The sequence below is a fragment of the Ruegeria sp. CE8 genome (assembly GCF_056537465.1).
On record NZ_JBQFRP010000014.1, the window covers coordinates 18,413 to 32,795 of the forward strand.

General features: G+C 54.6%; 12 protein-coding genes. 4 read left to right on the top strand and 8 right to left on the bottom strand.

Going from position 1 to position 14,383, the window contains the following annotated elements; all coding sequences use genetic code 11:
- The first annotated feature begins 35 nt into the window (after window positions 1-35).
- Window positions 36-398: a YybH family protein gene (locus ACR0AA_RS19635; protein WP_480665753.1), complete on the top strand. Its 363-nt coding sequence runs from the start codon at window positions 36-38 to the stop codon at window positions 396-398.
- 208 nt (window positions 399-606) lie between these two features.
- Here ACR0AA_RS19635 and ACR0AA_RS19640 read toward each other — a convergent pair whose 3' ends face one another.
- Window positions 607-1,683, bottom strand: a complete 1,077-nt coding sequence (locus tag ACR0AA_RS19640; protein WP_480665754.1) for a DUF2652 domain-containing protein — start codon at window positions 1,681-1,683, stop codon at window positions 607-609.
- A 215-nt stretch (window positions 1,684-1,898) separates the two neighbouring features.
- Here ACR0AA_RS19640 and ACR0AA_RS19645 point away from each other — a divergent pair, with 215 nt between their 5' ends.
- The 3 genes from ACR0AA_RS19645 (at window position 1,899) to ACR0AA_RS19655 (ending at window position 8,082) form a co-directional block, all read left to right on the top strand.
- Entirely contained in the window at window positions 1,899-3,629 is a 1,731-nt protein-coding gene (locus tag ACR0AA_RS19645) for a tetratricopeptide repeat protein (protein WP_480665755.1), read from the top strand.
- A gap of 247 nt (window positions 3,630-3,876) precedes the next feature.
- Window positions 3,877-6,477 carry a response regulator gene (locus ACR0AA_RS19650; protein ID WP_480756919.1) on the top strand — a complete coding sequence of 867 codons (2,601 nt, stop codon included), beginning with the start codon at window positions 3,877-3,879 and terminating at the stop codon, window positions 6,475-6,477.
- A gap of 3 nt (window positions 6,478-6,480) precedes the next feature.
- Entirely contained in the window at window positions 6,481-8,082 is a 1,602-nt protein-coding gene (locus tag ACR0AA_RS19655) for an adenylate/guanylate cyclase domain-containing protein (RefSeq protein WP_480665757.1), read from the top strand.
- A gap of 11 nt (window positions 8,083-8,093) precedes the next feature.
- On the opposite strand, the gene ACR0AA_RS19660 is transcribed toward ACR0AA_RS19655, so the two are convergent.
- The 7 genes from ACR0AA_RS19660 to urtC form a co-directional block, all read right to left on the bottom strand.
- The gene (locus tag ACR0AA_RS19660; RefSeq protein WP_170558829.1) at window positions 8,094-8,462 is read right to left on the bottom strand and encodes a response regulator; all 369 of its coding nucleotides are present in this window, start codon (window positions 8,460-8,462) and stop codon (window positions 8,094-8,096) included.
- A gap of 653 nt (window positions 8,463-9,115) precedes the next feature.
- The gene (locus ACR0AA_RS19665; protein ID WP_480665758.1) at window positions 9,116-9,571 is read right to left on the bottom strand and encodes an SRPBCC domain-containing protein; all 456 of its coding nucleotides are present in this window, start codon (window positions 9,569-9,571) and stop codon (window positions 9,116-9,118) included.
- The gene (locus ACR0AA_RS19670; RefSeq protein WP_480665759.1) at window positions 9,564-9,887 is read right to left on the bottom strand and encodes an ArsR/SmtB family transcription factor; all 324 of its coding nucleotides are present in this window, start codon (window positions 9,885-9,887) and stop codon (window positions 9,564-9,566) included. Before ACR0AA_RS19670 ends, ACR0AA_RS19665 begins: the two co-directional genes overlap by 8 nt.
- A gap of 324 nt (window positions 9,888-10,211) precedes the next feature.
- Entirely contained in the window at window positions 10,212-10,562 is a 351-nt protein-coding gene (locus ACR0AA_RS19675; RefSeq protein ID WP_480665760.1) for a hypothetical protein, read from the bottom strand.
- Window positions 10,563-11,716: 1,154 nt separating this feature from the next.
- Window positions 11,717-12,412: an urea ABC transporter ATP-binding subunit UrtE gene (urtE, locus tag ACR0AA_RS19680; protein WP_480756925.1), complete on the bottom strand. Its 696-nt coding sequence runs from the start codon at window positions 12,410-12,412 to the stop codon at window positions 11,717-11,719.
- A gap of 3 nt (window positions 12,413-12,415) precedes the next feature.
- Window positions 12,416-13,156 (bottom strand): urea ABC transporter ATP-binding protein UrtD, encoded by a 741-nt coding sequence (urtD, locus tag ACR0AA_RS19685; RefSeq protein ID WP_480665762.1) that lies wholly within the window; start codon window positions 13,154-13,156, stop codon window positions 12,416-12,418.
- Entirely contained in the window at window positions 13,153-14,382 is a 1,230-nt protein-coding gene (urtC, locus tag ACR0AA_RS19690) for an urea ABC transporter permease subunit UrtC (protein WP_480665763.1), read from the bottom strand. Before urtC ends, urtD begins: the two co-directional genes overlap by 4 nt.
- Window position 14,383: the final 1 nt, after the last annotated feature.

Here is a 14,383-nt window from a genome sequence, read left to right on the forward strand (position 1 = left end):
ACCTGAGGGCACCAGTAAAAACTCGGGAGTAAACAATGTCGGATATTGATACTGTAAAAGCACTCGACGCGGCTATCATCGAGGGGATCAATTCAAAGGACGCAGGTAAGGCGACAGCACCCTATGCTGAAGATGGCGCGGCCATGCCGCCGGGTGCGCCGATAATGACAGGTCATACAGCCATTCGGGAATATTGGCAGGCAGCTATTGACGGCGGCCTGAGTAATGTTGTGGCCAATCTGACCGATGCCCATGTCGGCGGAGATTGTGCCGTTACTATGGGAACCCTGACGGGCTCGATGGGAGGGCAAAAACTTGCTGGGAAGTACGTTCTCTACTTCCGAAAAGGCGACGACGGCTGGAAGGTACAGCGCGACATCTGGAACTTCGACGCATAGAGTGTCGGCGATGGCTTAACGGTTAAATCTACTGATTTGTGCTGGCAGGTCGCATCCACCGAACTTGGCTTGCGTGCCGCGATGACGTCACCACTGTTTGCTCAGCGCAACTGATGGAGTGAAGCTTTTCATAGCCTACTCTTTTGATCAGGCAGCGCTGGGATCATCTACCAGTCAGATCTGTAGCCCGACGTTAAGCCGCACGACGCTATTTGGAATGGCTGAGTTGGTCATTCATATCCGCAAAAGACACTGCCCAGAAATCCGCTAAAAACGCGGAACATTCCTGTTCGGAAATTTCCGAACGCGCACCGTCTCCATCAGTTGCCATACCCATTGTGTAGCGCAGTTCGGTACCCGTATCTGTTTCCGTCAGATGGTAGGTCTCGGGAAAGCTAACATCGGGGCGCGCAGGGTCCAGAATGCGGGTGGAGAAATACTCAAAGGGTTCCCAATCCGTGACCCGATAAAAGAACTGGGCCATTTCATGCGCGCAATGATAGCCTGACCCCGGGCCAAGACGTCCCAAAGGGTTCTCCATCTTGATGTCGCTGACGCTGTTCATCCATTTCAGCTTGTGTTCAGGAGCAACGAGGGCCTCCCACACGAGGCCTATGGGCGAATCGAAATGGTAGCGCAGGGTCCACACGCCATCTTCTTCTTCGAGAAAATCGCGCGGGCGATCAGCGCGCATCTTTTCCCATGATTTGGCCAGATCGTAGACCTTCATTCCGACTTCACCAAAATGTTCTATATCCTGGGAAAACGGCTCCATTATGTCGCCAATATCCATGGCTTTTGCGGCCGCTTCGCTAAACAGGGCATAGCTGCGAATGCCCGTGCGCTCGGCCACATCCGTCTTGGTCAATCTGTGAACAAGAATGACATCGGCGCCGGAGATGTCTTTGGCTGGCCCCAGTTGCATTTCATCGAACTGACCGTGATGGGCGATGATCTTGAGGTCCAGACCGCCGACATTGGCGCATGCCCGACACGGACATGTCGTGTTGGCGATTATATCCTGCCGTCTGAGGGTGAACGCGTTGTAGAGATTTTCGCAAATGGTCAGAAATGTCTCTCCTGACGGGAAATCTTGTCGTGTCGAATAGGCCAGAACGGCATCGCCTTCGGTTTTCCAGAAGTGCAGCGGATCTCCGACCTGCTCGAGCAAAACGCTAAGAAGGGATTGCAGAATGGGATTGGCATGGTCCATTTCCGAAGATGTCAGAAACTGAGTGTAGCCGGTAATGTCGGCAATCAGCAGGTAACCTGTGTGCGTTGTCATTTGGCAGCCCCCCCCGGTCCAAAGATCGCGTGCGCTCACCATAGATGAAAACATACTTAAACAACAAATATGGTCGGTTGCGCGAAGTGGTCCCGGTCTTCAGCCGCTGTCATCGAACCCTTGGCGTTCGCAGCCGAAACTGGAGCGGAGGCATTAACGTTTTACCCAAAATTACTGAAGTTTCCCATTCGCCCGCCGTCGGCTATGCTTTATCCATGTCGAATGCCTCTGAACGACGGCTGACCGCTATTCTGGCTGCGGATGTGGCAAACTACTCCACACTCATGGGGGAGGATGAAGCTGCCACATTAACCGCCCTGCGCCTTTTTCGAAACGACATTCTTACTCCAGCCGCTCGTAAGTATGAAGGCAGAGTGGTAAAAAGCATGGGGGACGGCTGGTTGGTTGAATTTCCCAGCGTAGTCAGTGGGATCAAGTGCGCGATCGCTATCCAAAACGAACTGACCGATAGTCCTCAGTTCAAGTTGAGGATGGGATTGCACAGCGGAGATGTCAGTTTTGCTGATGAAGATGTTTATGGTGACGGCGTCAACGTTGCCGCACGTCTTCAAGATCTGGCCGAACCCGGATCACTGGTGATATCCGAAACTGCGCGGCGCAGCCTTGATGCCAGGCTTTCAGATCACTTCACCTGTCTCGGTTCTCAGAAACTAAAAAACATCGCAGAGCCTTTGGTCGCCTATGGTTGGGGAATGTCTGCATCAGCCATCCAGAGCTACCTTTTGGAGGTGCCGGAACGACCTTCGATTGCGGTTTTGGCCTTTGACAACGTGTCCCAAAACGCGGATCAGACCTTTTTTGCCGAAGGTATCGCCGAAGATGTGATTTCCGCGCTGTCCCGGTTTCACTGGTTCTTCGTGATCTCTCGAAATACGAGCTTTTCCTACCGGGGCCGCGTCATCGGGACGGAGCAAATTGCTCGCGATCTGGGCGTGCAATACGTTCTTAAGGGCAGCGTTCGAAGGGTCGGCAACAGGGTTCGTGTTTCGGTGCAACTGATCGACGCGACTGCAAACCACTACGTCTGGACCGAACGATTTGACGGCGTAATCGAAGACATCTTCGATCTGCAGGACGAGATCACGCAGAAAATTGTAGGCGCTGTTGCACCTGAATACCTGGCTGCTGAAATGCAACGCGCACGGCGCAAGGTGGTCCCACGGATGGATGCCTGGGAATTGTCTGCGCGCGCCCATTGGCATATCTCGCAGTTCACAAAAGCAGACGTAGACGAAGCCCAGAACCTGCTCATGAAAGCCGTCGAGTTGGACCCGCAAAGCTCATTCGGGCTGGCGGATTTGTCATTTACGCATCTGATGCAATGCGTGAACGGCTGGAGTGATGATCCTGACACTTCCAAGGCCGAGGCGGTAAGTTTGGCGCAACGGGCGGTTTCGATGAACGGCCGCGACGCCTATGCCATGGCCTTACTTGGTGCGGCGGATTTGTTTTCAGGCCATCATCAGGACGCCGTAAGGAAGTTGCGGGACGCTATAGACCTAAACCCCAACGACCCCCATGCCTATGCTTTGCTTGCCAGAGCTCAGGTTTATCTGGGCGACGGCAAGGAAGCGCTCGATAACATCATGACCGCGATTAGGCTCAGCCCGCGCGATCCTTTTATGGCTTTGTGGTACTCCATTCGCTCACTCTGTGGGTTTGTGGCTGGCCAGCACGAAGAAGCGATCGAGTGGGCCGAGGCGTCAATCCGGGCCCAGCCAAACCGCAGCAGCTCTTATCTTGATCTTGCCGTGAACAATGCCCTTTGCGGCAAGCTGGATGAGGCGAGGCAGGCTGTTCTCGACCTAAAGCGCCTGAATCCCGGCGCCTCGCTCCAGTTGGCAGAACGCACACACCCCTTCGCGCGATCGGAAGATCACGAGCGCTATAAACAAGGTTTGCGCGCGGCAGGCTTGAACCGGTGAACGCGGCCCAATCCTGCCGATTCCATGGTTTTCGCCGCGCCGCGGTGCGCAAAAGTTGGAACGACCAAGCCCGCCGTTCGGCGATTTCCATTGGTCTCACGGGGCCCGGCAGAATAGCGGCTCTGTCAACATCAATCCAAAGGCACACACAGACGAGCCAAAACAGCCTTGTTTTGATCCCGCATTTCAATTCAACTGAAAACAGTGATTTACTGACTTGCCGGTCTCGCCAAATGGAGAGCGCAGAATGAACCAATCCGACGATCACCGAGTTCCAAAACCGGATGGAGCGAAACACGCGCTGGACCGGATCGTCGATGCCATAGACACGATCCCCGAGGGCTTTGCCCTTTACGATTCCGATGATCGTTTGGTTCTGGCGAACGAGACGTATCGGAAGATGCTGTATCCGGGGCACGAAGATCTGGTGAAACCGGGGATGACGTTCGAACAGGTCGTTCGAAAAGCGCTGTCGCTCAACGTGATCACAGATGCGGTCGGACGTGAAGAAGAATGGTTGGCGCAACGGCTGAAACGCCACGACAATCCGGAAGGCACCCAGATGCAAAGCCGGACATCTGGCGGGTGGATCAAGATCAGCGAGCGCAAGACCGGCGATAACGGAACAGTCGCGATCTACAGCGATGTCACTGAACTGAAGAAGGTCGAAGCACGCAACGCCGAGCTTGCCCAGATCCCCGAGGAAAACCCCAATCCGGTGATGTGTATCAGCAGTGACGGAAAGCTGCTTTTTGCGAACAAGGCCAGCGATCCCATGCTGGATGCGTTGGGCCTGAAAGTCGGGGCGGATGTCACCGAGGACTGGTTGGTCCGCGTTAGGAAGGGACTGCAGGAAGACAAGCGACAGGACTTTGAATGTCACGCCGACGGCATGGTCTACGCATTACTGCTCTGGCCGGTGCCGGACGCCCGGCACGTCAACCTCTACGGGCGGGACGTGACGCAGCTTAAGCAGGCAGAAAAGCGGATGCGCGAACTGGCGCGTATTCCCGAAGAGAATCCCAACCCGGTTCTGCGCATCACCGATCAGGGCAAGCTTGTCTATGGCAACAGGGCAAGCGCGCCCTTGATCAAAGCGCTGCAGCTGAAGGTAGGCGACCGTGTGGGAACAGGTTGGCGCAAACGTGTTGCCAAAGGTTTGCGCGAAGATCAACGGCAGGATTTCGAGTACGAGGCAGGTGGTCTGATCTATGCCCTGTTGCTGTGGCCGGTTCCGGAAGGCGGTTATGCGAATATTTACGGCCGCGATATTACCACTCAGAAACAAGTTGAAAGCGAGCTGCGCGTAGCGAAGGATATCGCGGAAACGGCCAACAAAACCAAAAGCACATTCCTCGCCAACATGAGCCACGAGCTTCGCACACCGCTGAATGCGATCATTGGATACAGCGAACTGATGCTCGAGGAATCCATCGACCAGAATGACGAGGCAAACCTGAGCGATCTCCGGAAGATTCAATCTGCCGGGAAGCACTTGCTTTCCCTGATTAACGACATTCTGGATTTGTCCAAAATCGAAGCCGGAAAGATGGAGTTCAATCTGGAAGCCTTCGATGTTCTTCAAGTGATCAAAGATGTCGGAACAACGGTGCGACCGCTGGCCGAAAAAAACAACAATACACTGAAGATTGTGTGCGCCGAGAACATCGGGGATATGGTTTGCGATCTGACCAAGGTGAGGCAAGCATTGCTCAACCTTTTGTCCAACGCCTGCAAGTTCACCGAGAACGCGACAATCACGCTGTCCGTTCTACGATCGAAGAAACAGGATCAGCTGGAATTTTCAGTCGCCGATCAAGGCATCGGCATGTCGCCCGAACAAGTCGACAAAGTTTTCGAGGCGTTCACTCAGGCGGATTCCTCCACTACCCGCAACTATGGTGGTACCGGTCTGGGGCTGTCGATCACCAAGGTCTTCTGTGAACAGCTGGGGGGTGACATTCACTGCGCCAGTACTCTCGGCGAAGGTTCAACCTTCACCATTCGTCTTCCGAGTATCTGCACAGATCCGTCTACAGACCTGCTGCGGGAAAAAGGGTATTCGGGGGACGATCAGGGCGGCGCTTCAGACGCCCCATTGGTTCTACTGGTCGATGACGACCCGACGGTACATGACCTTTTGGGGCGACGGCTGCGCAGGGAAGGATACCGCGTTCTTGCTTCGGCCAAGGGTGACGAGGCTTTGGAATTGGCGCGCAAATTCAGGCCTGACGCCATCACGCTGGACGTGTTCATGCCCGAGATTGACGGTTGGGCGGTATTGTCAAAGCTAAAAAACGACCCGGATCTGGCAGACATCCCGGTTATCATGCTGACATTCGCAGAAGACCGCACTCGAGGATTGTCGCTGGGTGCCAGTGAATATCTGGGCAAACCCATCGACACGGTCGCACTTCTGAACGCGCTGAAAGACCATTGTCCCCCCCTGCCGGCGCCCCGAGCCCTTGTCGTGGAAGACGAGGCTGCAACGCGTGAAATGATCAGCCGCGTTCTGGGCAAAGAAGGCTGGCAGATCGAGCAGGCCGTCAACGGGCTGGACGCCCTTAAACATCTTTCTACATCCGTACCGGACGTCATTTTGCTGGATCTCATGATGCCCGAGATGGACGGGTTTGAATTTCTGGCGGGGATGAGGAAGAACCCGGACTGGAAAGACATACCTGTCATCGTTGTCACCGCTAAGACTCTGTCAAACGATGACCGCGCGCGACTGAGCGGCTCGGTCGAGACGCTTATCAGCAAGGACGGGGATGAAATTGAAACCATTCTCAATCAGTTAAACGACATTCTGATCAAACACCGGCCTGCCTCTGCAGAGGAAACATAAGTTGTGAATGGCGGCCCAGAAGACGAAGCACAAAAAGCACAGGCCGTATGGCTGGCCAATTTGCGTCAAAACCTCATCTCTCCGATCAGCGCCATCGTTGGGTTTTGCGAGTTGCTTCAAAGCGAATCCAGACGGCTGAACCTGGATGAAGTCACTTCAGATCTAGACCGGATTTCTCAGGCGACTACGGAACTGAGTGCCTTGGTGGATCAGCTTCTGCATCCTGAGATGGCGATTAAGCTGACAGTCAGCGGTGATGAGGGCGTGAAGCGGCTTCGTCACGATCTGCGTACCCCGATGAATGCTATCAAAGGCTACAGCGAGATGATGCTGGAGGATCTGGAGGACCTGAATGCAGAACATCTTGAGCCGGACTTGCTTGGGCTTTTGGATCACACCGACACCTTGCTGCAACGTATCGACACACTCTCGGGATCGTTCGGTGATGGCCACAAAATCTCTGACACACCGCGCGAAACGGCCGCGATGTTTGCCAATCTGGTCAAGAGCATGCAGCCCCTGCCTTCAATCGCCGATGCATCTGGATCAACCGGCGACATCCTTGTCGTCGATGATGCCGAGGCCAACCGGGACTTGCTCGCCCGCCGGTTAAAACGGGACGGGCATCGCGTTTGGACTGCCGACGGCGGCTATTCTGCTCTGGATAAGTTGTCCCGCCAACCGTTCGATCTGGTTCTGCTTGATCTGATGATGCCGGATATCAACGGTTTCGAGGTCCTGGCCCGGTTGAAACAGGATGACGCCCTTCATGATATCCCCGTCATTATGATTTCTGCTCTTGATGAGATCGAAAGCGTCGCGCGCTGCATCGAGGCCGGTGCCGAGGATTACCTGCCCAAACCCTTCAACCCGATCCTGTTACAAGCCCGGATCAGCGCGGCGCTGGAAAAAAACCGCTGGCGAAAGCGCGAACGCCAGTACCTTGAGATCATGGAGGCGGAAAAGCAAAAGTACAAAGACCTTTTGCTCAGTATCCTGCCGCAACAGATCGTGACGCGCCTTAATGACGGCGAGGCTACAATTGCCGACCGCCACAACGACGTCACCGTGCTCTTTTCCGATATCGTCGGCTTCACTGAGATGTCAGCCAGGCTCGCCCCGGCACAGGTGGTTTCCTATCTGAACCGGATTTTCTCGGGGTTCGACAAAACGGCGAAGGAACTTAGCGTTGAAAAGATAAAGACGATTGGCGACGCTTATATGGTTGCCGCCGGGGTGCCGGATGGTCGCGCAGATCATGCCGAAGTGATCGTCGAGATGGCGCTTCGGATGCTCGATCAGGTCGAGGCGCTGAACCTTGAAACGGACCACCCGATGCATATCAGGGTCGGCGTGCATACCGGGCCGGTGGTTGCTGGTATCATCGGATCGCACCGTTTCCTTTACGATGTCTGGGGGGACACTGTTAATTTTGCCAGCCGCCTTGAGTCAACGGGGGCGCCGGGCCGGGTGCAAGTTTCTGAGGCTACCGCCAGACGGGTCGAACATCGCTTTGACATCTCTGAACCTGTCGAAACAAGGGTGAAAGGCAAGGGTCAGATTAGAACCTACTATGTCACCCAACGCAAAAAGGCGGCGGATTGAGTGGTTCTTCCTCAGGTCGTAGGCAGAAGGTTCCCCATCTTGTCCAGCAAACGGCTCAACTCAACCGGTTTGGTATCGAAGTCGTCGCAACCTGCTTCTAGCGCCTTTTCCCGATCACTGGCCATCGCGTGCGCGGTCAGGGCCACCACCGGAATCGACGCCGTCTCGGGCGCCGCCTTGATACGTCGCGTAGCCTCCCATCCATCAATCTCAGGCAGGCTCATATCCATCAAAATGATGTCTGGACGTTCTTCTCCAGCCATTGACACGCCTTCCAGCCCGTCCTTCGCAACGACAACGTGAAAACCTTTGCGTTCCAACCGGCGCGACAGCATATCGCTGTTCATTTCATTGTCTTCAACCAACAGAACTTTAGTCAAAACTCCCCCCTTGCGCCTCCGCGCATTATGAAAACCGATTGGCTCAAGAAGCTTCGAAACTTATGCTCGAAGGCCGTGCTCTGCCACTGGATCGTGCAAACCTACCGGTCGGTGCATTCTTTCATCAATTATATACTACGCAATGAGTATTTGGCCGACTTAGGTCGACCCACCCCCTTTTGCCAATGATGGGTATGATCCGTAGCAATTTGGTGAGCGGCGGTTCGCTTTGTGAACAGCTGGGAGGTTAAATGACCGCTCTGCGATAGAAAGACCCTCAAATTTGCTCCTGCGGAGAACGTCAGCTTCCCGATCTTGGTGCAGGAGATCGAGGTCGCGATGCGCAGACTGCAGAAGTTGGGGTCCGCGACGTGAATTCACGCCATGTCCGCATTGCGGTCGTAGCGGTTCGGCACCACAAATGGCTGGTTTCGCAACCAATGCACGAATTGCAGCGCCATAACAAACCAGGAACATCGCAGTAGCGGTTTTATGTGAAGCGATCTCTGGTTGAGGAGTGGCCATTCAGTGGAACGAGTACAAAAGGCTGCCTCGCGGACAAAGAGGACCTGCGCCGCGTTGTCGCAAATGACCACAATGCACGCATTCCAACCTCGTGAACCACCGAGACGGACCAACGGCTGGGAGGTCGGTCAGGACTGATCTGAGCCGGAAGCAAGCGCAGCGAGGTTATCGAGCGCCGCAGACCAGCCATTGTTGTAGTCTCTGAAGAGATCAGAACCTGCAAGGCTGGCGATTTGCAGAGTGACTCGCAGCGCGCTGCCTGTCTTGCTCTTCGATATTTCGTGGCTGCAAAGCGAGATCGACACTGTCTGCCCAGCGACAACAAGTGTTTCTGTGAATGACAAGAAATCAGGTGTGACAACGTGAAACAAACCGATAGTGTTGAACTCGGGCGCTTCTTTGGGGCCGCAGCGGGTCTTTTCTTGACCTCCGGCGCGACAATCATATTCGTCAATGATTACCACACTGTCGTCATTTGGTGCGCTCCACTTCTGTCGGGAGGCACGGTCGGTAATCACTTGAAAAAGACGTTCGGGGGAACAGGCGATGTCGCGTTCCAAAATCAGGGTTTCAAAGTCAGCCATCATCGCCTTCCTTCTCAAGTTGCTCGGCAAGGGCGGATAGGCGATCCAGTCGGCCTCTCCAGATACTGTGCTGGCGATGCAGCCAGTGTTCGGCCTCCGCAATCGGGGCAGCTTCCATATGTACTGTTCGAACACGGCCGATCTTTTCGGACCGGATTATCCCAGCAGATTCGAGCTTGCTCAGATGCTTCAAGAACGATGGCAAAGCCATGTCGTGGGGTGCGTGCAGTTCTGAAACCGGGGCGGGGCCGGTGATAAGGCGCTCGATAACCGCGCGACGGGTCGGATCGGCAAGGGCCGAAAAGACATTGCTCAAATGGTTTTCCATATAGCTAAGTAATTGAATTCGGAAGGGTGCGTCAAGAAAAAGATAGCCTATTGGATAAGTAATTGAATCTCACCACCATATTGATGGTCTGTTGCAAGGCGTCATTAACAGCAGTGAGATTGAGCAACGGCAGCTTTGAGCGCATCTCACTACTTCCGGCGACGTGCAGCATCCAACACTTCGGGCTCCTTCGAGTCATTCGCCGCGTCCCGCCTAAATGTCAGGTTTTGAGTTCTCGGAGGGAAGGCCTTAGATAAAAGCCATTGGACATTGCTGAACGGGTGTTACGTGAACCAACTTCTAGTTGCATCTTCACCCATCTGGGTCCTCATCACTCCAGTGTCCAATCTCGTAATCGCCCTGCTTTTTCATGCGACGTATGAACGATAGGTAGTTAACTACGCGGTCGATCTCATCCAATTCTCCAGTGGCATAGGCGACCGCAATCATCTTGAATTGGGCCTCAAGATCTTCCGCAATTTTTTCGTCTCGTCGAGCGAGACCCTTTCCCGTCCCCAAAGAAGCAGTAGTTGTTTTGTCTTCGCTCCACATCTCATCGAGATAGGCCTTTAGATTAAGCGCGGGACTATTCGAGCCCAGCTTGCCTACGGCCTCCCATATTGGTTGAAGCCGTTCAGTAAGATTTCTTCGACTGCTAGTCATGTTTCTTCACCTCGCTGTACAGCAATTCAACGTAGTTGGCCCAATCGATAGACCGCCACTACTACTGATGAGCATGAGCGGCGGAGCATCAACTTAGCTCCGCTACCAGCTTTTGTTGACTCAACCAGTCAGTTTAGATTGACGTTTTGCCCCCCCCAATCATCAGTTCCCGAACCACATCTCGTGTCTCGTTCGGGTAGGCACGAACAAACCCAGCCTCGCAGGGGATTGTCTCAACTTCTCTACGATCCAGTGCCGGACCCAAATGGATCGCGGCGATCTCAAACTGCTCTGCCATTTGGCCCAGCGTTACGTAGGACTCTTCAAACGTCTGAATACTCTCTTCAGTGATGTAGCAACGGTAGTGCTGCGTGTCTGGGTTTCGCAGTTTTATCTGCTTCAGGTATCCACCATCTCGCAATAGCCGGATTGGCTTTGGGCCAGCGGGATTTGGACAAGCCAAACGCCCCCGGCCATCAGGGGTAAGACGCTGCCTTCCCCCTCGGGCAACCCTATTAGACAAAACCGTGTCCTCGGCTGCACCTGCGGGCCGCACCACTATTGTCGAATAGCATTGCCTCGCCCCCATCCGCGTTCGCCACGTGGCAGATCAGCAGGAACAGGCGCCTTCGGCGTCTGATCTGCAAATCAGCCCTTATTTTTCAAAAAGGAAGTCAGGATCAGTGAAATCGGCTTAGGTGCTGGATGAAGGAATTAAGGCGAAATGGCAAGGTTCTGTCGCTGGTGGCAGAACTATGTGTCGCCTTACAAAGACTGTAAGGCGACACATTGATTTACCATTTAGAGACACCTAAAGTATTGATTTTCAATCATGCGGAAATTCTTCGGCGTACAGGTTTTGCCATTTGCGACTCAAAATCCTTCCACAATATAGGTGCGTCTAGAAAGCCGTCACTACCTATATTGCGGTGCAAGTTGGAGGAGCTTCCACGTCGAACCTCAGCACGAAGTGAAGTCCGTCATCTGATAAAAAAATTTGCCCTTTTAGGCAGGAGACACCGAACAACGGGATTTCCGAACAAAATACTGTATCAATTGAACGTTTTCAGAGGATCAAACCATACCCCGAGCTTTTATTAAGCCAAATTTTGGGTTTCATTCTTCAATCCCGAAACAATTTTCAGGTATCAGCGCTAGACGGTTACGGCCTGCAACAACTTATCGCGTGTCACGTCTACCCTTGTGCCGTTGATCAAGACTTCTCCACGTCGCAACGCGATAAATCTGTCGGCAAGGTCATAGGCAAAGTCAAAGTATTGCTCCACTAGGATGATTGTCATTCCGCTCGTAGCCCTGAGGTGCCGGATCACTTCGCCTATGTGTTGGATGATGTTGGGCTGAATACCTTCGGTCGGCTCGTCCAACAAAAGCAGGCGTGGCCGCGTGATCAGTGCCCGGGCGATCGCCAGCTGTTGCTGCTGACCGCCAGAAAGGTCACCTCCGCGCCGGTATTGCATTTGCTTAAGAACCGGAAACAAATCATATATTTCGTCTGAAATGAAATGCTCGCTGGCGGGTAGACAGGAGAATCCAGTTTCCAGGTTTTCGCGAACTGTGAGCAAGGGGAATATTTCACGACCTTGCGGGACATAGGCCACGCCTTTCCAAGCCATTTGATGAGCAGGCAGGACACCCAAAGGTTCCCCATCCAGTTCCAGATTGCCACCCGAACGCGGATGCGTCCCGGAGATTGCCTTCATCAGGCTGGTTTTCCCGACACCATTGGTTCCCATGACACAAGTCACTTCACCTTGCCTGGCTTCCATGGAAATCCCGTTGAGGATTTGCGAATGTCCATAGTGCAAAGTCAGATCGGTCAGTTTCAGCATTGCTTAGCGCCCCAGATAAACGTCGATGACGTCCTGATGGGATGTCACGTGATCAAGACTGCCCTCAGCCAAGACAGACCCTTCGTGCAAAACCGTGACCTTGCAATTCAGGCGTCGGACAAATTCCATATCGTGTTCCACCACGACCACCGCGCGGGTTCTGGCCGCCTGCACCAGCAGGTCGGTGGTGTGTTCGCGCTCCTGCGGCGTCATGCCGGCGGCAGGTTCATCCACCAGCAAGAGTCGTGGCTCCTGAGCCAGCAACATGCCGATTTCCAGCCACTGCTTTTGACCGTGGCTCAGTTCGCCAGCTTTGCGGCTTAGGTGCTGATTTAGACCGATCTCGACGCTCAGGTCGTCAACTTTCCGCAAATCGTCTGTGGAGGGTCGGAAGAAAAGCACGCGAAGCCAGCCGCGTTTGTTTTGAAGCGCCATAAGCAGATTCCCGTGCACGGTCTGGTCTTCGAAAACCGTCGGCTTCTGAAACTTCCGCCCGATGCCAGCCTGCGCGATTTTTGCTTCGGACATTTTCAGCAAAGATACAGACTTCTTGCCCCAGATGACGCGTCCATTATCAGGCCGGGTTTTGCCTGTGATGATATCCATAAATGTGGTCTTGCCTGCTCCGTTCGGGCCGATCACGGCGCGAAGCTCGGCCTCGCCGATCTGGAAAGACAAGTTGTTGATAGCGCGGAAACCGTCGAATGTGACCGTAACGCCGCTAACTTCAAGCAAAGTGCTCATTCGATGGCCTCCTTCTCTCGCAGGGCTCCGTCATCCGGTCCCAGATTTGCCCCATGCCTGTCCGGGTGGCGGCGGTCGGTCCACAAGTCGAACAATCCTCCGATGCCCTGCGGGGCGAACAACGTAACCAACACGAAAGTTACGCCCAGAAGCACCTGCCACCAGTCGACCCATTTGATCGTGTAAAACCCAAGCGAAATATCCGGGGCCTGCCCGCCCGTGAACCACGTACTCAGAAGGCTGACAAAAGCTGCGCCAATTACCGCGCCGTACAAGCGACCTCGTCCACCGATGGCGACCCAGACGGCCAAATAGATCGAGGCGATGGGGGCCATCTCCTCGGGGTTGATGATGCCGGCTTGCGGGTAATAAAGCGCGCCGGCAATGGCCGCGATACAGGCAGTCAGGGTAAAGACGGCCAGCTTGTAGACCTCGACCGAATAGCCAAGGAAGCGCACACGCGCCTCGTTGTCTCGGATGCCACGGATGACCGAGCCGAACTTGCCCGAAACGATCCACGCAGCGAGCATATAGCCCAGCCCCAGTGCCAGTGCCGAAGTCCAGAGGAACCAGATCGACACCACATCCTGCGAGGCGGAGACACCAGGCAGGTTTTGCAAGCCCGACAGGCCGTTATTGCCGCGCAATCCGCTGTCGTTCTGGAACAGGTACAGCGCCAGCGCCAGCGTCATGGCTTGGGTCAGGATCGACAGGTATACACCCGTCACCCGGCTGCGGAAGGCCAGCCAGCCGAAGATCAGCGCCAGAATTCCGGGCACCAAAACGACCAGTATCAGTTGCAGGGTCAGACTATGGGCAAAGGCCCAGATCAGCGGGAAGTCCGATGATCCGACCACGCCAAAAATCTGCGTTCCGATGGCGTCCACGACCTCGGTCGGCGTAGGAGGGATTTCGGCTTGCGACAGCGACTCGACCACGATCAGGCGCGTGCGTTCGTACATCAGCCACATGCCGATCATGTAGCCTCCTAGCCCGAAGAAGGCGAAGTGACCCAGCGACAGGATGCCGGTGAAGCCCCAGACCAGATCCATCGCCACTGCGATCAGGCACAGGCACAGGGTTTTGCCTAGCGTTTTGACGAAGCTGGTCGAGATCACACCAACCCCGAAACCCTCGGACAGGATGGTCACGCTCAGGGTGAACAGGGATAGGATGGCAAGAAACATCAGCACGGATGGGTTCTTGGCGATAAAGCTGCGTTCCATG

What these genes read in the sequence shown, in the direction of transcription:
- ACR0AA_RS19635 (WP_480665753.1), top strand. Translation starts at nt 36, where the DNA reads ATGTCGGATATTGATACTGTAAAAGCACTCGACGCGGCTATCATCGAG.
- ACR0AA_RS19640 (WP_480665754.1), bottom strand. Translation starts at nt 1,683, where the DNA reads ATGACAACGCACACAGGTTACCTGCTGATTGCCGACATTACCGGCTAC.
- ACR0AA_RS19645 (WP_480665755.1), top strand. Translation starts at nt 1,899, where the DNA reads ATGTCGAATGCCTCTGAACGACGGCTGACCGCTATTCTGGCTGCGGAT.
- ACR0AA_RS19650 (WP_480756919.1), top strand. Translation starts at nt 3,877, where the DNA reads ATGAACCAATCCGACGATCACCGAGTTCCAAAACCGGATGGAGCGAAA.
- ACR0AA_RS19665 (WP_480665758.1), bottom strand. Translation starts at nt 9,571, where the DNA reads ATGGCTGACTTTGAAACCCTGATTTTGGAACGCGACATCGCCTGTTCC.
- ACR0AA_RS19675 (WP_480665760.1), bottom strand. Translation starts at nt 10,562, where the DNA reads ATGACTAGCAGTCGAAGAAATCTTACTGAACGGCTTCAACCAATATGG.
- urtE (WP_480756925.1), bottom strand. Translation starts at nt 12,412, where the DNA reads ATGCTGAAACTGACCGATCTGACTTTGCACTATGGACATTCGCAAATC.
- urtD (WP_480665762.1), bottom strand. Translation starts at nt 13,156, where the DNA reads ATGAGCACTTTGCTTGAAGTTAGCGGCGTTACGGTCACATTCGACGGT.
- urtC (WP_480665763.1), bottom strand. Translation starts at nt 14,382, where the DNA reads ATGGAACGCAGCTTTATCGCCAAGAACCCATCCGTGCTGATGTTTCTT.